Genomic DNA, 19,298 nt, shown 5'->3' on the forward strand with positions numbered 1-19,298 from the left:
CTTAAGCGATCATCTCGCGTGGCGCTCGTCGGAGGCGGTTTTCCACAATGCGGCCCAGGCGGACTCCGGGCCGCTCGACATATCTGTAGAGGATACCCGCCGAAGCGTAGCTCGTCAGCAGGACCGAAACCCATATGACGAAGACAACCGCCCCCTGGGCCCAGTGCTGCGCGTGCAGATAGGTATCGATGCGCGAGCCGACAAGCGCGAGAAACAGTCCGTGCAGAAGATATACCGAATAGGACGCATCGCTCATGAACCGGGTGAGACGATTGTCCAGCCTCTCGGCAAGCCGTCTTAGCCTTGTATCCGTCCAAAGGATGTATACGCACCAGACGAGTCCGAGGATCGCGGCGCTCCAGACGCCATATTCGCGGAATTGGAGGGCCGCAAAAACGATGCAGAGCAGGATTTGCCAGCGTTTCGTTTGCGGCATGCATGCCGCCTCATAGATCAACACGCCGATGAGGAATACGGGAAGCTTGAAAACCAGCAGCGACGGCTCGGTGAATTGCGGCAGATGCGCGACTGATAGCAACCGATGGACGGCGGCGGTCAGCAAATAGCATGCGAGTATGAGCGCGCTGCACGCGACCGCTGCCTGATAGCGTCGGACGAGCAGGAATATCGCCGGGAAGACGGCATAGAACTGCATTTCGAGACCGAGGCTCCAGTCCGGAAGCTGCGTGGAGTTCGCATAGGCCGGGAACAGGCCGAACAGAAAAGAAACATGCATCGCCAAATTCGGCAGATTGTAGGTTATCGTTCTCGGATCATGGGCGGTTTCATGAAGCCATCGCGCGGGATCGAGTTCGCGCAATGTCTCGTATCCGGCAAGGAACGGCACGGCGAGCACAACGACGGCCAGAAGCACGACATAATACGCCGGCGCGATGCGGAAGAGGCGACGGACGTAGAATTCGATCCAGGTCCGCGCGGAATGAACGGACTCGAAGGACTGCCGCTCGGACACGGTCAGCGCCATAAGAAAGCCCGACAGCACCATGAACAAATCCACCGCCATTTTGGGATCGATGATCGGCCCATGCCAGCCGCCCCAAATCATGCAGTGCGCGGTCAACACCCAGAACGCGGCAAGCCCGCGGAAGGCGTTCAGATAGCCAGTCGGGCGTAGACCCTCCACAGGCTGCTCGGCCGGCACTAGCTTGCCCGCTTGTGATGCGGCAGGTGCCTCACCCGTGGTGCCGGCACCGGGTCGGGCGGGGGCGCTTCGGCGGGCCCGCCCAGAACGACCACCATCGGACCCAGCGGCGCGGCGGCATCCTGCCGCGCGAGCGCCGGGATCCAGGCGCTCGAGATGGTGCCATCGAGATAGAGCGCATTGCGGCAGCCCAGCGCATCGCGGAACAGCCGCGCCAGCCGCCCGAACGACACCGGCTCCTCGCTGATCGCGAACACCGCGGTGTGCGCGCCGCGCATGCCGACGCCGTTGCGGATCTTGCGCGACGGGCCGTCCGCCGTGATCTGCGGGTTGAACGCCCCGTCGATCACCAGCATCGGTCCGGACTGCGTTGCATAGAGGGGCGGCGTGGACTCGGCGGTGAGGGCATCGCTCGTCTCCACCCGCACCTGTCCATCGCGCGCCAGCAGGAAGACGCCGTTCGGCTTGAGGTAGAAATTGCCGCCGCCGCTGCGCGTGTTGAGCGGCCGCCGCACGACGCCGCGCTCGACGAACAGGCCGAGCGGCATGCCGCTTTCCTCGAACATCCCCGCATTCATCGCGAAGCGGACGCGCCTGGCGTCCGGCCCGAGCGCATCGGCCAGCCGCGCGAAGCTGCGCAGCGCGCCGCCCGCCGCGCCCGTCCAGACCAGCCGCAGCTCATCCCGCCGGGAGTCGAAGGCGCAGAGGGTGAAGGCGCTGCCTTCGAACACGCGCCGTTCGCAAGGCGCGGCTTCGGCGCGGCTGCACCACAGGACCGCGACGGCCAGAACGAGGAATCCCCTCCGCATGCCTGCGATCATGACCGCGGCGGGCGCAAAAGAAAGCCCCATCCGGTACATCCGCGGACGGGGCCAAGGTGTCCCTAGGAGGAGACGGTGAACGGGTCAGGTGCAGAGATGCACCGTCAGGCCGGCAGGGGCGCGCGTGTCCGCATCGCCGCAGGCCTGGTCGAGCTGTTTCTGGGTCAGGCCGACGGCTTTCGAGAGATCGGTGCCCTTGAGCGAGGTGATGTCCATCACCGCGCCGGAAAAATCGGCGCCGTCGACCGTCGCATGGGCGAGATTGGCGCCCGACAGGTCGGTGCCGCGGAAGGTCGCGCCGGTGAAATTCGCGAAGGACATGCACATCAGCACCGCGTTGGCGCCGTCGAAATCGGCACCGTGGAGATCCTTCGCCTTGACGCAGGTATTGGTCAGGTCGGCGCCCTGCAGATTGCAGCCGGGGCAGTCGACGATCCCCGCATGAAGCCGCGCTACGGCGGCGGAGTCGTAGTCGGCGGCAAGGGCCGGTGCGGCTGCGGCGGCCAGCAGGGCGAGGAGGGCGGCGAGGAACCGGAGCACGGGCATGTCCCAAAGTGAAACTCTGTCCCCTCATCTCGCAATCGCCGTGCCGCAAGAACCGGGTCGTTTCCCGCGGCCCGGGCCGCCAGATTGCCTGCGTTCACGCCGGAGAAACGCCATGTCCTTCCAGATCCGCGGCCTGTCCGCTGCCCCGTTCGCCGCCTTGTTCGCCCTGGACGCCGCTGCCCTGGCCGAACGCGGCATGCGGCGCGTGACCGTCGATGCGCCGCGCAGCGCGCCATGCCGCGTCACGCTCGAAGATGCCGAGCCCGGCGAGACGGTGTTGCTGCTGTCCTTTGTGCATCACGCGCCCAATTCGCCCTATCGCGGCTCCGGCCCGATTTTCGTCCGCGAGGGTGAGCGGGAGACGTTCGATCGTATCGATGCGTTGCCGCCGGCGTTCGCCGGCCGGCTGCTTTCGGTTCGCGCCTATGATGCGGACGGCCATATGACCGATGCCGACATCGCCGACAGCGATCCGCGGCCGCTGTTCGGGCGGTTCTTCGCCGATCCGGCCGTTGGCTATATCCACGTCCACTTCGCCCGGCGCGGCTGCTTTTCCTGCCGGGTCGATCGCGCCTGAACCTGTTGCCCGCCCTGCCGCGCCGTCGCAGGATGGGCCGGACACCGGAGGACGAGATGGACAGGATCAGGATCGCCGCCGCGCTGCTGGGCGCGGCTTTGGTTTCGGCGCCCGCGCTGGCCCAGGATGCACCGCCGCCCGCCGTGGCGGCCCCAGCCGTGGCGCCCGCCACGACGGGCCGCGTCTACATCGCTTATCCGCAGGATCCGCGCGCGACCTTCCCGAGCCAGCTCTCGCTGAACGGCGCCTGGTCGTCCAACAGCGTCGCGCCCGGCAGCTGCGAGTATTTCGACCTGCCGCCCGGCAGCTACAAGCTCGCCACGCTGAGCACCACAAAGCTGGATGTCGACGTCGCGCTCGGCGATGCGAAATATGTCGAGCTGCAGATCCGCAAGGAGAGCTTCGGCGACCAGCGGCGGGACACCACGACCCCCAAGCTGGTCGACAAGCCGGCTGATACCAGCACCTGCCAGCACGCCGACGCTCCGGGACTGTAGGGCGATAGGCATCTGCGCCCGAGCACGGGCAGAGCAGGTCCGCAACGCCGTCGCCCACAAACGCAAACGGAGGCCCCTCGCGATGGCCTCCGTCCACGGTCAGCACACTGGCTACCCTGTCTGTTTCGGCGCTTGCGGCGCCGTCCCGCGCAGGACCTGTGCGATCTTTTTCGACGCCTCCCGTCCGCCTTTCGTTGGACGTCTCGGCATCACGCTCGCGCGGCCTTAAGGTTCCGCCTCTCGCGCCCAGCTTGACCGGTTTCACCGCCGGTCCCTGGATTCCCGGTCCACGTCGGGGTTCTAGAACCCGCTCCGCGGCCCTTGCCGCACTCCGTGCCGTTTCGAGCTCGAGCCCTCACCGGACGGTGCAAGGTGTGCGCCGGTCACCATTTCAGGTGCCTTGGGCTTTTTCCCGTGTGCGCGGGTGCCCCAGACGCGAGAAAAGATTGCGCGCGAAACGGCGTCGAGTCGAGCGTCGCGAATCAGTTTTCCACAGCAAAGCGAATCAGACGCGATGCGCAATTTCCTATGCCGGAGGCGACAGGAAATTTCGCCGGCGCCCGACCGGTTCAAGCTTCGTGGAAAGCGTGATTGTTGCGGATATGGGCGTTGAACCATGCGCCTTTCGAACCGGCGCCGATCAGCGCGTCATATTCGCCCGGCGTAACGTCTTCGTAGACATAGGTCCGGCCGGTATCGCGGAACGTGGCGCGCAGCGTCCGGCGCTTCTCGTCGTACCAGAGGGATTTCAGGGCAGCGGAATCGACGAACGGCATGGAACGGAAACGCGCAAAGAACGCGATCGCTCCGCCCGCCTGGAAGTTTAGACCGTTCTTGGCGGAACGCCCCAGGCCTCATTTCACGCAACGCGCCCGCAGATGCAGAATCTCGGTCTCTTCGATCCGCCCCGACTTTTCGGCGAGGATCAGCGCGTACTCCTCGTATTCGACGTCGTGGCAGTCGGCGTCCGGCAGGTCGACCGTATAACGGTCGATGACATGCCCGGCGCGGTCGATCACTTCAACGAGTTGCTTTGCCATGGCCGTCTAACGCTGCCTCCCTGAGTCGCGTTCCCGCTTCACCTCCCCGCTCTGCGGGGAGGTGAAGCGCATGCCAAAAAGCGGAAGGGGCGGGCGCGCGAGCCACCCACCCCTTCCCACCCATCGCGAGGTGTCCGGTCTAGCTGCAGCCGCTCGTGCTGCCGCAGGTGTTGCACTTCATGCAGGTGCCGTTGCGCACCAGGGTGAAATTCCCGCAGCCGCCGCAGGCATCGCCTTCATAGCCCTTCATCCGCGCCTCGGCCGCCCGCTTGGCCTGCAGTTCGCGCGCCTTTCCGGCCTTGCTCGCCGCCGTCTCGGCGCGCTCCTTCAGCTTGGTGCCCAGCGCGTCGACCAGGTCGCCGACCGGGTTGGCCGCTTCCGCCATCACGCTGGCGCGGATCTCGCTCATCGCGTCCGACAGCACGACGTCGTCGCTGGTGAGGAATTCCGCCACTTCGTGCTGCTCGCTGTGGAGATGGGTATGCACGCCGTGATCTTCCATCACCTTGGGCTGCGCCCCGCCGCGCACCACCGCGATGGTCCGCGGGATGCGGCCGCGCACGAAGCCCGGCGAGACCACGCGGCGCACGACCTCGGTGTTGCCTTCATCCGTGCCGACGCCGACATCCTCGTCGCCCTCGGGCTGGACATGCGCGAGGTCGTTGCGCCCCAGATAGCTCACCGCCAGCTCGCGGAAGATGTAGTCGAGGATCGACGTCGCGTTCTTGATCGAGTCGTTGCCGATCACCATGCCGGCGGGCTCGAAGCGCGTGAAGGTGAAGGCATCCACGAACTCGTCCAGCGGCACGCCGTATTGCAGGCCCATCGAGATCGCGATGGCGAAGGCGTCCATCAGGCTGCGGAACGCCGCGCCGTCCTTGTGCATGTCGATGAAGATTTCGCCGATGCGGCCGTCCTCATACTCGCCGGTGCGCAGATAGACCTTGTGCCCGCCGACGATCGCCTTCTGGGTATAGCCCTTGCGGCGCTGCGGCAGCTTCTCGCGCTCATGCGCCTGCACCCGCTCGACGATGCGCTCCACGATCCGCTCGGTGACGACGGTGGTGCGCTGCACCGCGGAGACCTCGACCGCCTCGTCTTCGTCCTCGTCGTCGATCTGCAGCACCTGGCTCGCCAGCGGCTGGCTGAGCTTGGAGCCGTCGCGGTAGAGCGCGTTGGCCTTGAGCCCCAGGCGCCACGATTTGATGTAGCTCGCGCCGCATTCCTCGACGGTCGCGCTGTTCGGCATGTTGATAGTCTTGGAGATCGCGCCCGAGATGAAGGGCTGCACCGCCGCCATCATGTCGATATGGCTGTCGACCGACAGTGCCCGCTGGCCGATGCGGCCGCAGGGATTGGCGCAGTCGAACACCGCCAGATGCTGCTCCTTGATGTGCGGCGCGCCTTCCAGCGTCATCGCGCCGCAGACATGCAGGTTCGCGGTGTCGATGTCGGCGCGGCTGAACCCCAGCGCCTTGAGAAGATCGAAGTCCGGCGCGTCCAGCGCCGCCGCCTCGAGCTTCAGCACGTCGGTGCAGAACGGCACCCCCAGCGTCCATTTGTTGAACACGAAGCGGATGTCGAACGCCGATTCCAGCGCGCCCTCGATGGCGTTGATCTGCTCGTCGCGGAAGCCCTTGGCGCGCAGCGAGTCGTGGTTGATCGCGCCGCCATAGCCTTCCAGCGTGGCATGGCCGACCGCATAGCCGATGATGTCGTCGATCTGGCCCTGGCCGTATTGCAGCGTCGCCAGCGCCTCGGGCACACAGCGGTTGATGATCTTGAAATAGCCGCCGCCGGCCAGCTTCTTGAACTTCACCAGTGCGAAGTCCGGCTCCACGCCGGTCGTGTCGCAATCCATCACAAGGCCGATCGTGCCGGTGGGCGCAATCACGGTCGACTGCGCGTTGCGGTAGCCGAAGCCTTCGCCGAGCGACACCGCGTCGTCCCAGGCGCGCTGTGCCGCGAAGGCCAGCTCCTTGTTCGTCACCGCCGCGAGATCGAGCGGGACGGGCAGGGTGGAGAGGCCTTCATAGCCCGTGGTCTCGCCATGGGCGGCGCGGCGATGGTTGCGCATCACCCGCAGCATCGCGTCCTTGTTCTTGGCGTATTCCGGGAACGGTCCCAGCTCGCCGGCCATCTCGGCCGAGGTCGCATAGGCGACGCCGGTCATCACGGCGCTGATCGCGCCCGCGATCGCGCGGCCTTCGCGGCTGTCATAGGAGATGCCGGCCGCCATCAGCAGGCCGCCGATATTGGCGAAGCCAAGACCCAGCGTGCGGTAGTCGTAGGAGAGCTGTGCGATCTCCTTGGACGGGAATTGCGCCATCAGCACCGAGATTTCCAGCACGACGGTCCACAGGCGGCAGCCATGTTCGAACGCCGGAGTGTCGAACACCTTGGCGCCGTCGACTTCCTTGCGGAAGGCCATCAGGTTCAGCGAGGCGAGGTTGCAGGCCGTGTCGTCCAGGAACATGTATTCCGAGCACGGATTGGAGGCGCGGATGTCGCCGCCGGCCGGGCAGGTGTGCCAGTCGTTGATCGTCGAGTGGAACTGGATGCCGGGATCGGCGCAGGCCCAGGCGGAGTAGGAAATCTTCTCCCACAGCTCGCGCGCCTTGATGGTCTTGGCGATCTTGTTGCTGCCGCGATAGGTGAGGTCCCAGTCCTGGTCTTCGAGCACAGCGTTCAGGAATTCGTCCGTCACCCGCACCGAATTGTTCGAGTTCTGGCCGGACACCGTCAGATAGGCTTCCGAGTCCCAGTCGGTGTCGTAGACCCGGAAGTCGATGTCCTTGAAGCCCTGCTTGGCGAACGAGATCACGCGCTCGATGTAGTTGTCTGGGATCATCGACTTGCGCGCGGCCTTGATCTCGCGGCGCAACGCCGGGTTCTTCTTCGGGTCGAAGCAGTCGTCGTTCGAGCCCTGGCAGTTGATGCAGGCCTTCATGACGAGCTTGAGGTGCTTCTCGGCGAGCTTGGAGCCCGCGACCATCGCCGCGACCTTCTGCTCCTCGACCACCTTCCAGTCGATGAAGGCCTCGATGTCGGGGTGGTCGACGTCGACGATCACCATCTTGGCGGCGCGGCGCGTCGTGCCGCCCGACTTGATCGCGCCGGCGGCGCGGTCGCCGATCTTGAGGAAGCTCATCAGGCCCGACGACTTGCCGCCGCCCGACAGCTTCTCGTTCTCGCCGCGCAGCGACGAGAAGTTCGTGCCGGTGCCCGAGCCGTATTTGAACAGGCGGGCCTCGCGCGTCCACAGGTCCATGATGCCGCCTTCGTTCACCAGGTCGTCGGCGACCGATTGGATGAAGCAGGCATGCGGCTGCGGATGCTCATAGGACGAAGCGGACTTCGTCAGGCGTCCCGTCTTGTGGTCGACATAGTAGTGGCCCTGGCTCGGGCCATCGATGCCATAGGCCCAGTGCAGCCCGGTGTTGAACCATTGCGGCGAGTTCGGCGCCGCCATCTGCGTCGCCAGCATGTAGCTGAGCTCGTCCTTGAAGGCGCTCGCATCGGCCTCGGAGTCGAAATAGCCGCCCTTCCAGCCCCAATAGGCCCAGGTGCCGGCCAGGCGGTCGAACACTTCGGTCGCGGAATTCTCGCCGCGGGTCTCGGTCGAGTCCGCCGTCTTCTTCCAGAGGAACTCCGGCACGCCCTCTTCCGGCACGGGCTTCAGCGCCGTCGGGACGCCCGCCTTGCGGAAGTATTTCTGCGCGAGCACGTCGCACGCGACCTGGCTCCAGGATTCGGGGACGTCGATATTGTGCTGGGAGAACACGATCGAGCCGTCGGGATTGCGGATCTCGCTGGTTGCCGAGCGAAACGCGATGCCCTCATAGGGAGAACGACCCTCAACCGTGAACTGCCGCCGAATCCGCATGGAATTGATCCCCGTTAAATCTGTCGTCGCTGCCGTGTCCTGTGCTTCCGCGCCACCGTTCGGGGGACAGTTGTCCTTTCGCCGGGCGCCTGCCGATAGGGCAGGAACCGCGGCGGGGAGTTGGATGACTGTCCGCCAGATTTGGTGTCGCGAGGAGCGACAGGCCCTAAGTATGGGCACTGTTCGAAAACGCTCGCAAGGGGAAAGTGGTAAACGAAACCTTACCCACCATATGTTGTGGGTCTGTGACACCGCGTTTTTGCGCCGGAAAACATACTGTCAAGATGGTAACGGGAATCGGCGCAGAAAAATTTTTCGCGATTGTGACAGTCGTCACCGCGCGATGGTTTGGGATCGATTGTGGATGGATGATCCCTGATGGGGTGGGAACCGCCCGGTCACCGTGTCGCCATCGTCTCAATGGTATCGTGACGCGTCGCCTTCTATATTCGCGCGCGATTCCGCTGGGGTTCGGCCAGACCTATGTCCTTCATCCGCATGATTTTTGCCTGGTGGCATAGCGCCACCTTCGGAACTCTGGCGACGGTGTGGTTCTCCACCGCTCTCGTCGGCACGGACAAGTACGGCAACCGCTACTATCAGTCGCGCAAAGGCAGCCGGCGCTATGTGATCTATGCCGGCACGGTGGAGGCGAGCCGCGTGCCGCCGGACTGGCACGGCTGGTTGCACCACACCTTCGCCGATCCTCCGACGACGTCGCCCTTCAAGGAAAAGTCGTGGGAGAAGGAGCACGTTCCGAATCTCACCGGCACCGAAGGCGCCTACCGTCCCGACGGCAGCCTGCTCGCTGCCGGCAAGCGGCCGCACGCCACCGGCGATTACCAAGCCTGGAAGCCGGAGTAGGTCATGGGCAACAACACGGTCGAGACGATCATGGGCGCGATCGTCGTGGCGGTCGCCGCGGCGTTCCTCTACTTCGCCTACACCAACACCTCGTCGGGCAGCATGGGCGGCTATGAGCTGACCGCGAAGATGCCGCGCGTCGACGGCCTCGCGACCGGCACCGATGTGCGCCTGTCGGGAATCAAGATCGGCGCGGTGGAGGCGCTGACCCTCGATCCCAAGACCTATCTCGTCACCCTGCATATGAACATCCGCAGCGATGTCCAGGTGCCGGACGATTCCTCGCTGATGGTGACCTCGTCCGGCCTGCTGGGCGGCTCCTACCTGTCCATCTCGCCGGGCGGCAGCGACACCATGCTCAAGCCGGGCGGCCAGATCGGCAATGTCCAGGGCTCCGTCGACCTGATGGGCCTCGTCGGCCGCTTCATCGGCGGCGGCGGCAGCGGTGGGCAGAGCGGCCAGCAGAAGCCGCAGCCGAGCGCGCCCAATGCGCATCCCTAAGGCGATCGCGCTTTGCGGCGCAGCGCTGGCCTTCGCCGGCAGCGTCTTTGCGGCGCCCGCGGCCAAGCCCAAGCCGGCGAAGCCGGCTGCGGTGGTGGCGCTCCCGCCCAAGCCCGTCGGACCGATGACGCTCATCATGCGGGGCCTGGACAAGATCACCGGCCGTCCCACCACGCTGCTGATCCCGATCGGCAAATCGGTGCAGTTTGCGACCCTCACGGTCGCGGCGCGCTATTGCTATTCCACGCCCTCGACCGAGACGCCGGAGACCGCGGCTTTCGTGCAGATCGACGACCAGCGCCCCGACCAGCCGCGCCGCCGCGTCTTCTCGGGCTGGATGTATGCGTCGAGCCCCGGTCTCAACGGCATGCAGCATCCGCTCTACGACGTCTGGGTGATGACCTGCCGGCCGGTGGCGCCCGGCGAGACCGTCGTCATCGGCCCCGTCAAGCCGGTCAAGCCCGTCTCGCCCGATGCGCCGGAGACCGAACGGCCCGTGGCGCTTCCCGAAGACGCGAGCCAATAGCCGACGTCAGGCGACCGGCGCGGCCGTGTCGTCGCGCCAGACAGCCCGATGGTTCAGCGCCTCCTCCAGCCGCGCCAGATAGGCGCCGCGGCTGATCTCCTGCGCGCCGAACTGCGCCAGATGGGCGGTGAGGAATTGCGTGTCCAGCAGGATATAGCCGCCGCGCGCGAGCTGCGTCACCAGATGCACCAGCGCGACTTTGCTGGCGTCGCGCTGGCGCGAGAACATGCTCTCGCCGAAGAACGCCGCGCCCAGGCTCACGCCATAGAGCCCGCCGGCCAGCACGCCGTCCCGCCAGCACTCGACGGAGTGCGCATGCCCGTCGCCATGCAGCGCGGTGTAGAGCCTCAGGATCTCGGGGTTGATCCAGGTCTGCTCGCGATCGCCGCCGCAGGCCTCCATGACGGCGACGAATGCCCGGTCGAAGGTGACGGTGAAGCGGCCGCTGCGCACCGTGCGGGCGAGCCGATGCGAGACGTGGAAACTGCCGTCCAGGGGAATCACGCCGCGGCGCTCGGGCGACACCCAGAACAAGGCCGGGTCGTCGCGCCGCTCCGCCATCGGGAACAGGCCCTCGGCGTAAGCGGCGAGCAGAAGTTCAGGCGTCAGGCCCGGCGTGCCGTGCATGAGCCATCATAGATCAAGGTCTGCCGACGGAGGAGGGGCTTTCGCGACTATGTGCTCGGCGATTTGCTCACCGCCCAGGCCCCCGGGCCGGCCGCCGCGATGAACAGGAAGATGAAGCAGAACAGGATCGCGGCGTCGCCGCCATTATTGGCCGGGAAAAAACCACCCCGGGCGAAATGGACCAGCCAATAGGCCACCGCCATCTCACCGGCACTGATGAAGGCGACGAGCCGCGTGAAAAGTCCCAGAACGAGCAGGACGCCGCCGACCAGCTCGATGGCGCCGGCCGCCAGGATGACCGGCATGAAGTTCGCCGGGATGGCATGCGCCATCGCCGGCGGCATGGGCGGGAAACCGAAAATCTTCTGCAGGCCATGCTCGAGGAACAGCAACGCGGCGACGATGCGCAGGATGCTGAGCAATTGCGGTTCGTATTTCGACAGCCACGCCATGTGATTCCCCGTCGGGTATGCCGGGGAACTCTATCAGTCTCCCGCCCCGCCGTCAGGGATGGCCGGCCGCTCGGGCGCGTCTTCCTTGAGGGCGACGCCCGTGGCCCCCAGCCGGCGCGCCTGGCCGATCAGCCATGCCAGCCGCAGCGCCGCATCCGGCAGTCCCAGGCCTCCGGGCCGCACATTGGAGATGCAATTGCGTTCGGCGTCTGTGGTGACGCCGGGCAGGGGCCGGTGCGTGAGATAGATCCCGATCGAGTCGGCCGCCGACAGGCCCGGCCGCTCGCCGATCAGCACGACCGCGAACGCCGCGCCCAGCGCCTGCGCAATGTCGTCGCCGATCGCGACGCGGCCATGGGTGACCACCGTGACTGGAGCCCATTTCAATTCCGCCGATGCCGCCAGGATGTGCCGCGCCAGCGCCGCGCCATGCGCGTGGACCGCGGCGGAGGACAAGCCGTCGGCGATCACCAGCGCGGCGTCGAACGCGCCGTGCGTCAGCCTCGCGCGTCCTTCATCGCTGAGCCTGCGGCCGAGATCCGGATCGGAAAGATAGGCGGTGCGGTCCGCCGCCCTTGTCGTCACGCAGATCGCCGCCAGCGCGCCGGCCACGGCCTCGGCGTCGAACGCCATGGTCACCGCGTCGCGCGCCCGCGCATGGGCAAGCTGGAACTCCAGCACCCGACGGGTCGGCAGCCCATTGCCCGCGCGGCCCAGCGCCACCCGCGCCGGCGTGAAGGCGCGCAAGGCCCGCCAGTCGTCCTCGCCGCTCATGCGCCCTTCGCGAAGTCGAGCAGGCGCCGCGCCTCGCCGCCGGCCGGGGTGGGCGCAATGCGGCCGCTCCCATCCTGGATTCCCATCCGCAGCAGCCAGGCCTCGAATTCCGGCGCCGGCCGCAGCCCCAGCGCCGCGCGCACATAGAGCGCGTCGTGGAACGAGGTGCTCTGGTAGGACAGCATCACGTCGTCGGCCCCCGGGACGCCCATCACATAGGTGCAGCCCGCCACGCCCAGCAGGGTGAGCAGATTGTCCATGTCGTCCTGGTCGGCATCGGCATGGTTGGTGTAGCAGACGTCGACCCCCATCGGCAGGCCGAGCAGCTTGCCGCAGAAGTGATCCTCCAGGCCGGCGCGCGTGATCTGCTTGCCGTCGAACAGATATTCCGGCCCGATGAACCCCACCACGCTGTTGACCAGCAGCGGCTCGAACGCCCGCGCCACCGCATAGGCGCGCGCCTCCATGGTCTGCTGGTCGACGCCGTGATGCGCGCCCGCCGACAGCGCCGCGCCCTGGCCGGTCTCGAAATACATCACGTTGTCGCCGACGCTGCCGCGCTTGAGCGCCAGCGCCGCTTCGCGCGCCTCCGCCAGCAGCGCCAGATCGATTCCGAAGCTCCTGTTCGCCGCCTCGCTGCCGCCGATGGACTGGAAAACCAGGTCGACCGGCGCGCCTGCCTCCATGGCTTTCAAGGTCGTCGTGACATGCGCCAGCACGCAGGATTGCGTCGGGATATCCCAGCGCCGCCGGATCTCGTCGATCATCGCCAGCAGGTTGCCGACCGTCGCGACATTGTCGGTCGCCGGATTGATCCCGATCACCGCGTCGCCGCTACCATAGAGCAGCCCGTCAACGATCGCCGCCGCGATGCCCTTGGCGTCGTCGGTCGGATGGTTCGGCTGCAACCGCACCGACAGGCGTCCCGGCAGCCCGATCGTGTTGTTGAACCGCGTGACAACCGAGACCTTCCGCGCCACCGCGATCAGGTCCTGGTTGCGCATCAGCTTGGACACCGCCGCCGCCATCTCCGGCGTCAGGCCGGGCGCCAGCGCCGCCAGCACCGCGTCCGTCGTCTCATGCGCCAGAAGAACGTCGCGGAATTCCCCCACCGTCAGCGCCGCGGCCGGCGCGAAGGCCGTTGCGTCATGGCTGTCCTGGATCAGCCGCGTCACCTCGTCGGTCTCGTACGGCACCAGGTCCTGTTTCAGGAATTCCGCCAGCGGCAGATCGGCCAGCGCCATGCGCGCCGCGACCCGCTCCTCGCCCGTTGCCGCCGCCACCCCCGCCAGCCGGTCGCCCGAACGGTCCGGCGAGGCGCGCGCCAGCAGCGTCTTCAGATCATCGAAGACGTAGCGCGTCGCACCCAGGGTTTGCACATAAGGCACGCCCCACGCTAATGCCTGGAGGCTGCGCCGCACAACGAGCCTGAGCATGAGCGACATCCCTCCGCCCCTCGAACCGCGCCCCCGCCACTGGCTGGAATACGCCGCCACCGGTCTCGCCCTGGCGCTTTCGGCGATCTCGCTCTGGGTCGCGGTCGGGACGATGGATGCCAACAAGAAGATGGTCGCCGCGGCGTCCTGGCCCTTCCTGCAGTTCAGCACCAGCGACGGCGACGCCAAGGGCAATTCGGTGCTCACCTTCGAGGTGATCAATGCCGGCGTCGGGCCCGCGCTGGTCGAGACGTTGGAGGTCTATTACCGCGGCAAGCCCATGACGACGTCGCACGACCTGCTGCAGCGCTGCTGTCATTACGATCCGCGCCTGGGGCCGGCACGCGACCAGCCGCGCACGGGCAGCATCCAGGTCGGTACCGTCGGAAAGACCGTGATCCGGGCGGGCGAGAGCCGCGCCTTCTTCACCTACGCCAAGACGGCGACCAATGCGGATGGCTGGGAGGTCCTGCGCAAGGCCGTATCCGACGGAACGCTGGTGGCGCGCGCCTGCTACTGTTCGGTGTTCGATGAGTGCTGGCAGGGCGCTTTCACCGGCATCCACCCCAAGCGTGTCGACCGCTGCGAAGTGCCCGCGGTGTCCTACACGCAATAGGCGGCCCTCAGCCCTGCTTGGCCGCGCGCACGCCTTCGATGAAGCGCGCGAAGATTTCTTTGTCGCCGCGCCTCAAGATCTCGCTCAGGCATTCATGCCCGGCGAAGCCCTCCACCGGATGGAACGTGATCCCCGGCATGTCCCACACCGCGTTGACGTGCACCATGTCGGTCAGGTTCCGGCCGAAATGGATCTCGATGGTCTTGAGGCAGTCGCGCCCCGGCATCTCGTCGGGCAGTCGCGTCATCATCTCCGGCACGGTGCGGCGCAGGTATTTTTCCGTCGCCAGCATGCGCGCATCGTCCTCGGGATTTCCCAGCGCCCTCTCGATGGGCCGCTCCGGCCGGCGATGGAGCGAGACGACCGGCGAGAACAGCAGCGCGCCGTCCGCTTTCAGCGAGAGCCCGGTCCGCAAGGCGACGAACCCTCCGGCAGAGAACCCGATCGTGATGAGGGTTCTGGTGCCCCATTCCGCGAGTTGCGCGCGCAGCCGCTCGATCATCGCGGGATAGGGCCGGCCGAGCGTCGTGTTGCCGCCCAGGTTGAACTGCTTGCGGTCGTCGAACAGGTAGATCGCATTGACCTTGGCCGGCTGCAGCAGGGCGTGCACCGCGTTGAGCGGTATGCCGCAATCGCCGCGCACCGTGGTGAAGACGATGACCGTCGTGTCCGCGCCGGGCTCGCGCACCAGGAGCGTGTCGCGCGCCGGCGACAGCGTCCCGCCGAGGAGCGTCTGCCCCTCCGCCTGCGCCTGTTCCAGCACGCCGAGCGCGGCGCGGCAGCTACGCATCATCCCTTCATAGCGCGGCAGGTCGGGCACGCGGGCAAAGCCCTCGCGCGCCTCCGCCAGTCGGCCTTCGCTCAGGAGATAATGCGCGGCGCGCAGGATCATGAGCGGCGCTGCCTTGGGATCGCGCACGCTGGCGATCGCGTCGTCGATCGCGGTGTTGGAGAGCCGGTTGGTGCGGCGGAAAAAGGCGATGCGCTCGGCGATGTCGGGGTCGTGCACGCCGCGCGCCCAGGCTGCGTCGACGATCTGCTCGGCGCGCAGATGCTCGCCCTGCATGTCGGCGGCATGTGCCAGCTTGATCGGCCACTCGGCCGCCAGCGGTTGCGCCGCGGCGAGCGCCAGCCATTCGCGCTCCGCATCCGCCGCATCGCCTTTTGTCCAGGCGAGTTCGGCGCGCTGCGCCATTGCCGTGGTGTCGGGCCCGAGGGCGATCAGCGTCTCGCGCGCGCGAATCTTCAACCGTTGGTAGCGCGCCGTACCGATCACCGCGAGCAGTGCATGCCGTGCATGGTGAATGAGCAACTCGAACGACACAGTTGATTCTTTCCGATGGTCGCAGCGGAAGGTCCGTCCGCGGAACTTTGTGCGCGCGCCCATTTCGCCGCACTGGACGAATGGCGTTTGATATTGCGCTGCAATACCCATAGCGTGAATTGTCGTTAGTGCAAACATGCGGGTGTTGGGATGCGTTCGGTAGACTCCGATTTCCAGGTTGAGTGCGACGCGTCCGTCACGTCTGAACCCATGCGCCCGGCCTGGACGCGGCCGACCTTGGTCTCGATATCGGCGCGTTCCGCGCAGACCGGTACCGCCAGCGTCACCGACGCCACCTCCGGCCTCTCCTGATCGCCGATCGGGTCGCGGTGGCTAGCGCCGGATCTCCACCGGCGTTCCGTTGGGCACCACGCGCCAAATCTCGTCGACCTCGCCGTCGGTCACCGCGACGCTGCCGTCGGTCCAGTCGATCAGCCGGTGCCAGCCTCCGATCCAGCCCGTGAAGCTGGGCAAGCCGTGGATCGTGATGCCGCCGCCGGGCGTCACGCCGCGCGCCCGCGCAACCTTGCGATCGATCGCCGACGGATAGGAGATATGCAGCGCGCGATAGAACGTGCTGTCCGCCTTGTGCGCGTCGATCAGGTAATGCCCCTCCGGCGTCCGCCCATCGCCCGCGCGCATCTTGGCCTCCACGCCGCCGCTGCCCAGCGCGACGAAATAGCTGCGCAGCACCCGGCCATGCGCGTAGAGCGTGAGCTTGTGCGCGTCCTTCTCGATCACGACGAGATCGGCGCGCGCCCCCAGCGGAAGCGGTTTGGGCCGGGCCGCAAAGCCGCCGCGTGTGCCGACTGCGAAGATGAGCGCGCCCATTGCGAGCGCCAGAAGAAGAAAGCGGATCACGGTCTTGCCTCATGTCGCGCCGGGACCGGGCCAGCCGGTGTTCACCATGCTCGCTGGAAAAGATGTCTTTTCGCGGACGGCTCGAGCGAAACCGATTACGGCCGTGACGAAAGCGCCACGCCGGAACTCTTGTTCGCCGAGCGTTGCTTTTTCCCCTTGCGGCGCCGCGCCGCCGATTGTTAGCGTTGCCTTATGGCGCAGAACGAACCGGTTTCGAGAGTGGCACCGCATCGCGCGAGCGAGGCGTCCGCCGCGGCGCGCGCCCCATGGTCCGCTCCGCGTCTGCGGTCGGTTGCGCTCCACCAGTCGGAACTGTTTTTTTTGCCGACAGGCAATGACGGCCTGTACGGATCCTGATGGACTGCCGCTGAGCTTTCGGCGAAGCGTGTCGCGGTCTTGCGGGCGGGTGCCTACGCGCCCGTCTTATGCTTCGCCAGCCATTGCTCGAGCCAATGGATGTTGTACTCGCCGTCGATGATGTCCTTCTCGCGGACCAGCTGCTGGAACAGCGGGATGGTCGTCTCGATCCCGCCGACCACCAGCTCGTCGAGCGCCCGGCGCAGCCGCAGCAGGCATTCGTTGCGGTTGCGCGCATGCACGATCAGCTTGCCCGCCAGGCTGTCGTAATAGGGCGGGATGCGATAACCGGAATAGATCGCGCTGTCGAAGCGCACGCCCAGCCCGCCCGGCGTGTGGAACTGGGTGATCGTGCCCGGCGAAGGCTGGAAGGTGAAGGCGTTCTCCGCATTGATGCGGCACTCGATGGCGTGGCCGTTGAACACCACGTCGCTCTGGTGCAACTCCAGCGCGCCGCCGGCCGCGATGCGGATCTGCTCGCGCACGATGTCGATGCCGGTGATTGCCTCGGTGACGGGGTGCTCGACCTGCAGGCGGGTGTTCATCTCGATGAAATAGAACTCGCCGTCCTCGAACAGGAACTCGATCGTGCCGGCGCCCAGATAGCCGAGCTTGCCGAGCGCCTTGGTCACCACCCGGCCGATGTCGTCGCGCTGCTGTGCGTTGAGGGCAGGGGAGCCGGCTTCCTCCCACACCTTCTGGTGCCGCCGCTGCAGCGAGCAGTCGCGCTCGCCCAGATGGATCACTTGGCCGGTGGCGTCCGCCAGCACCTGGATCTCGATATGGCGCGGCCTTTGGAGATATTTTTCCATATAGACTTGGTCGTTGCCGAAAGCGCTCTTGGCTTCGTGCCGCGCGGTCGACAGCGCCAGCGGCAGCTCCGCTTCGTTCAGCGCCACCTTCATGCCGCGGCCGCCGCCGCCCGCCGTCGCCTTGATCAGGACCGGATAGCCGATCTCCTTGGCGACCCGCGCCGCGTCCTTGTCCTCCACTGCGCCGCCCGAGCCGGGCACGGTGGGAATGCCCACCGCCTTCACGGCCTGGATGGCGGTGATTTTGTCTCCCATCATCCGGATGTGTTCGGGCGTCGGTCCGATGAAGGTGATGCCGTGCTCGCGCACGATCTCGGCGAAGCGCGCGTTCTCCGACAGGAAGCCGTAGCCGGGATGGATCGCCTCGGCGCCGGTGATCTCGCAGGCCGCGATGATCGCGGGGATGTTGAGATAGCTCTGCGCCGAGGCCGGTGGCCCGATGCACACGCTCTCGTCCGCCAGCCGCACATGCATCGCATCGGCATCGGCGGTGGAATGCACCGCCACGGTCGCGATGCCCATCTCCTTGCACGCCCGGTTGATGCGAAGCGCGATCTCGCCGCGGTTGGCGATGAGGACTTTCTCGAACATCAGTTGATGATGCAGAGCGTTTGGCCGAACTCGACCGGCTGCGCGTCGTTTACGCAGATTTCGCTGATCGTGCCGCCGCGCGGGGAGGTGATCGGGTTCATGGTCTTCATCGCCTCGACGATGAACAGCGTGTCGCCTTCCTTGACCGTCTGGCCGACGCTGATGAACGTCTTGGCGCCCGGCTCCGGCGCGGAATAGACCGTGCCGACCATCGGCGAGGGCACCGCGCCCGCCGGCGGGCCGCTCGGCTTGGCCGGCGCCGCGGACGAAGCCGCCGCCGGCGCCGCCGCCGCCGGTGCCGCCGTCACGGTGCCGCCCGTCTGCCTGGAGACGCGCAGCCGCGCCCCGTTGTGCTCGATCTCGATCTCGGTGAGCCCGGTCTCCTTCAAGAGCTCGGCCAGTTCGCGGATCGCGTCCGCATCGGCCAGGCCGCCCTCCCTCTTGCCGCTGAGCCGCGCCCAGATGGATTTGACGTCTTTCATGTTCATGCTCGACCTTTGATGAGCCCGGCCATCGCGTCGATCGCGGCCAGATAGCCCTGTTCCTTGAGACCGCAGATCACGCCCGTCGCCACCAGGCTCACATAGGAGCGGTGCCGGAAACGCTCGCGCGCATGCGGGTTGGAGAGATGCACTTCGATGATCGGCTTATCCAGCGCCTTGAGGGCATCGTGGATCGCGACCGAGGTATGGGTATAGGCGGCCGCGTTGATCACGACCCCCGCGCCCGCGGTCCGCGCCTCCTGGATCCAGTCCACCAGTTCGCCTTCATGGTTGGATTGCCGGAAGACAACGCTCAACCCCAGGCTCTTGGCGCGCGCCGCGACCATCTTCCCGATCTGCGCCAGCGTCGTGCGGCCGTAAATCTCCGGCTCCCGGGCGCCCAGCAGGTTGAGCGTCGGCCCGTTCAGCACGTAGATCGGCAAGGCTTTGTTCGGACTGCCGGATTTGGCCAAGGGAACTCCAGGATCAGGCGGGGATTCGTCCCTTATAATCGCATGGCGGCGCCAGCGAAACCCGGGGTTTATC

At 66.6% G+C, this 19,298-nt stretch carries 21 protein-coding genes; 6 read left to right on the forward strand and 15 right to left on the reverse strand.

Annotation, left to right across the window (positions count from 1 at the left end; all coding sequences use genetic code 11):
• Nucleotide 1: 1 nt before the first annotated feature.
• The 3 genes from WDM91_01170 to WDM91_01180 form a co-directional block, all read right to left on the reverse strand.
• Entirely contained in the window at nucleotides 2-1,162 is a 1,161-nt protein-coding gene (locus WDM91_01170; protein MEI9993177.1) for an acyltransferase, read from the reverse strand.
• The gene (locus WDM91_01175; protein MEI9993178.1) at nucleotides 1,162-1,971 is read right to left on the reverse strand and encodes a phosphodiester glycosidase family protein; all 810 of its coding nucleotides are present in this window, start codon (nucleotides 1,969-1,971) and stop codon (nucleotides 1,162-1,164) included. The genes WDM91_01170 and WDM91_01175 overlap by 1 nt, the downstream gene beginning before the upstream one ends.
• A gap of 96 nt (nucleotides 1,972-2,067) precedes the next feature.
• A complete protein-coding gene (locus WDM91_01180; protein MEI9993179.1) occupies nucleotides 2,068-2,523 on the reverse strand; it encodes a pentapeptide repeat-containing protein in 456 nt (151 codons plus the stop codon).
• A gap of 118 nt (nucleotides 2,524-2,641) precedes the next feature.
• Here WDM91_01180 and WDM91_01185 point away from each other — a divergent pair, with 118 nt between their 5' ends.
• Nucleotides 2,642-3,106 (forward strand): DUF1203 domain-containing protein, encoded by a 465-nt coding sequence (locus WDM91_01185; GenBank protein MEI9993180.1) that lies wholly within the window; start codon nucleotides 2,642-2,644, stop codon nucleotides 3,104-3,106.
• A gap of 56 nt (nucleotides 3,107-3,162) precedes the next feature.
• Nucleotides 3,163-3,603: a hypothetical protein gene (locus WDM91_01190; protein MEI9993181.1), complete on the forward strand. Its 441-nt coding sequence runs from the start codon at nucleotides 3,163-3,165 to the stop codon at nucleotides 3,601-3,603.
• 569 nt (nucleotides 3,604-4,172) lie between these two features.
• Here WDM91_01190 and WDM91_01195 read toward each other — a convergent pair.
• The 3 genes from WDM91_01195 to WDM91_01205 all read right to left on the reverse strand — a co-directional run bounded on the left by WDM91_01195 (nucleotide 4,173) and on the right by WDM91_01205 (nucleotide 8,529).
• Nucleotides 4,173-4,379, reverse strand: coding sequence for a KTSC domain-containing protein (locus WDM91_01195; protein MEI9993182.1), 207 nt, complete (start codon nucleotides 4,377-4,379; stop codon nucleotides 4,173-4,175).
• 78 nt (nucleotides 4,380-4,457) lie between these two features.
• Entirely contained in the window at nucleotides 4,458-4,643 is a 186-nt protein-coding gene (locus tag WDM91_01200; protein ID MEI9993183.1) for a hypothetical protein, read from the reverse strand.
• A gap of 139 nt (nucleotides 4,644-4,782) precedes the next feature.
• Nucleotides 4,783-8,529 (reverse strand): vitamin B12-dependent ribonucleotide reductase, encoded by a 3,747-nt coding sequence (locus tag WDM91_01205; GenBank protein ID MEI9993184.1) that lies wholly within the window; start codon nucleotides 8,527-8,529, stop codon nucleotides 4,783-4,785.
• Nucleotides 8,530-9,012: 483 nt separating this feature from the next.
• Between WDM91_01205 and WDM91_01210 the strand changes: the two genes are divergently transcribed.
• Genes WDM91_01210 through WDM91_01220 form a run of 3 tightly spaced genes read left to right on the forward strand, consistent with a single transcriptional unit; the run spans nucleotide 9,013 to nucleotide 10,420 of the window.
• Nucleotides 9,013-9,393 (forward strand): NADH:ubiquinone oxidoreductase subunit NDUFA12, encoded by a 381-nt coding sequence (locus WDM91_01210; protein ID MEI9993185.1) that lies wholly within the window; start codon nucleotides 9,013-9,015, stop codon nucleotides 9,391-9,393.
• Nucleotides 9,394-9,396: 3 nt separating this feature from the next.
• Complete coding sequence (mlaD, locus tag WDM91_01215) at nucleotides 9,397-9,894, forward strand: outer membrane lipid asymmetry maintenance protein MlaD (protein ID MEI9993186.1); 498 nt, start codon at nucleotides 9,397-9,399, stop codon at nucleotides 9,892-9,894.
• Nucleotides 9,881-10,420, forward strand: coding sequence for a DUF2155 domain-containing protein (locus WDM91_01220; GenBank protein ID MEI9993187.1), 540 nt, complete (start codon nucleotides 9,881-9,883; stop codon nucleotides 10,418-10,420). Before mlaD ends, WDM91_01220 begins: the two co-directional genes overlap by 14 nt.
• A gap of 6 nt (nucleotides 10,421-10,426) precedes the next feature.
• Here the strand turns inward: WDM91_01220 and aat are convergent, their stop codons facing one another.
• Genes aat through WDM91_01240 form a run of 4 tightly spaced genes read right to left on the reverse strand, consistent with a single transcriptional unit; the run spans nucleotide 10,427 to nucleotide 13,709 of the window.
• The gene (aat, locus tag WDM91_01225) at nucleotides 10,427-11,047 is read right to left on the reverse strand and encodes a leucyl/phenylalanyl-tRNA--protein transferase (GenBank protein MEI9993188.1); all 621 of its coding nucleotides are present in this window, start codon (nucleotides 11,045-11,047) and stop codon (nucleotides 10,427-10,429) included.
• Between the two features lie 47 nt (nucleotides 11,048-11,094).
• The gene (locus WDM91_01230; protein MEI9993189.1) at nucleotides 11,095-11,499 is read right to left on the reverse strand and encodes a DoxX family protein; all 405 of its coding nucleotides are present in this window, start codon (nucleotides 11,497-11,499) and stop codon (nucleotides 11,095-11,097) included.
• Nucleotides 11,500-11,532: 33 nt separating this feature from the next.
• On the reverse strand, nucleotides 11,533-12,273 hold the full coding sequence (gene eutC, locus WDM91_01235; protein MEI9993190.1) for an ethanolamine ammonia-lyase subunit EutC: 741 nt from the start codon (nucleotides 12,271-12,273) through the stop codon (nucleotides 11,533-11,535).
• Nucleotides 12,270-13,709, reverse strand: a complete 1,440-nt coding sequence (locus tag WDM91_01240; protein ID MEI9993191.1) for an ethanolamine ammonia-lyase subunit EutB — start codon at nucleotides 13,707-13,709, stop codon at nucleotides 12,270-12,272. Before WDM91_01240 ends, eutC begins: the two co-directional genes overlap by 4 nt.
• Between WDM91_01240 and WDM91_01245 the strand changes: the two genes are divergently transcribed.
• Nucleotides 13,708-14,325: a hypothetical protein gene (locus tag WDM91_01245; GenBank protein MEI9993192.1), complete on the forward strand. Its 618-nt coding sequence runs from the start codon at nucleotides 13,708-13,710 to the stop codon at nucleotides 14,323-14,325. The genes WDM91_01240 and WDM91_01245 overlap by 2 nt on opposite strands.
• A gap of 7 nt (nucleotides 14,326-14,332) precedes the next feature.
• Here WDM91_01245 and WDM91_01250 read toward each other — a convergent pair whose 3' ends face one another.
• The 5 genes from WDM91_01250 to aroQ form a co-directional block, all read right to left on the reverse strand.
• Nucleotides 14,333-15,649 (reverse strand): hypothetical protein, encoded by a 1,317-nt coding sequence (locus WDM91_01250; GenBank protein MEI9993193.1) that lies wholly within the window; start codon nucleotides 15,647-15,649, stop codon nucleotides 14,333-14,335.
• Nucleotides 15,650-15,982: 333 nt separating this feature from the next.
• On the reverse strand, nucleotides 15,983-16,510 hold the full coding sequence (locus tag WDM91_01255; GenBank protein MEI9993194.1) for a L,D-transpeptidase family protein: 528 nt from the start codon (nucleotides 16,508-16,510) through the stop codon (nucleotides 15,983-15,985).
• A 410-nt stretch (nucleotides 16,511-16,920) separates the two neighbouring features.
• Entirely contained in the window at nucleotides 16,921-18,270 is a 1,350-nt protein-coding gene (gene accC / locus WDM91_01260; protein MEI9993195.1) for an acetyl-CoA carboxylase biotin carboxylase subunit, read from the reverse strand.
• A complete protein-coding gene (gene accB / locus WDM91_01265) occupies nucleotides 18,270-18,758 on the reverse strand; it encodes an acetyl-CoA carboxylase biotin carboxyl carrier protein (protein ID MEI9993196.1) in 489 nt (162 codons plus the stop codon). Before accB ends, accC begins: the two co-directional genes overlap by 1 nt.
• Nucleotides 18,755-19,225: a type II 3-dehydroquinate dehydratase gene (gene aroQ, locus WDM91_01270; protein MEI9993197.1), complete on the reverse strand. Its 471-nt coding sequence runs from the start codon at nucleotides 19,223-19,225 to the stop codon at nucleotides 18,755-18,757. The genes accB and aroQ overlap by 4 nt, the downstream gene beginning before the upstream one ends.
• Nucleotides 19,226-19,298: the final 73 nt, after the last annotated feature.

This window comes from Rhizomicrobium sp. (genome assembly GCA_037200385.1).
Taxonomy (GTDB): domain Bacteria; phylum Pseudomonadota; class Alphaproteobacteria; order Micropepsales; family Micropepsaceae; genus Rhizomicrobium.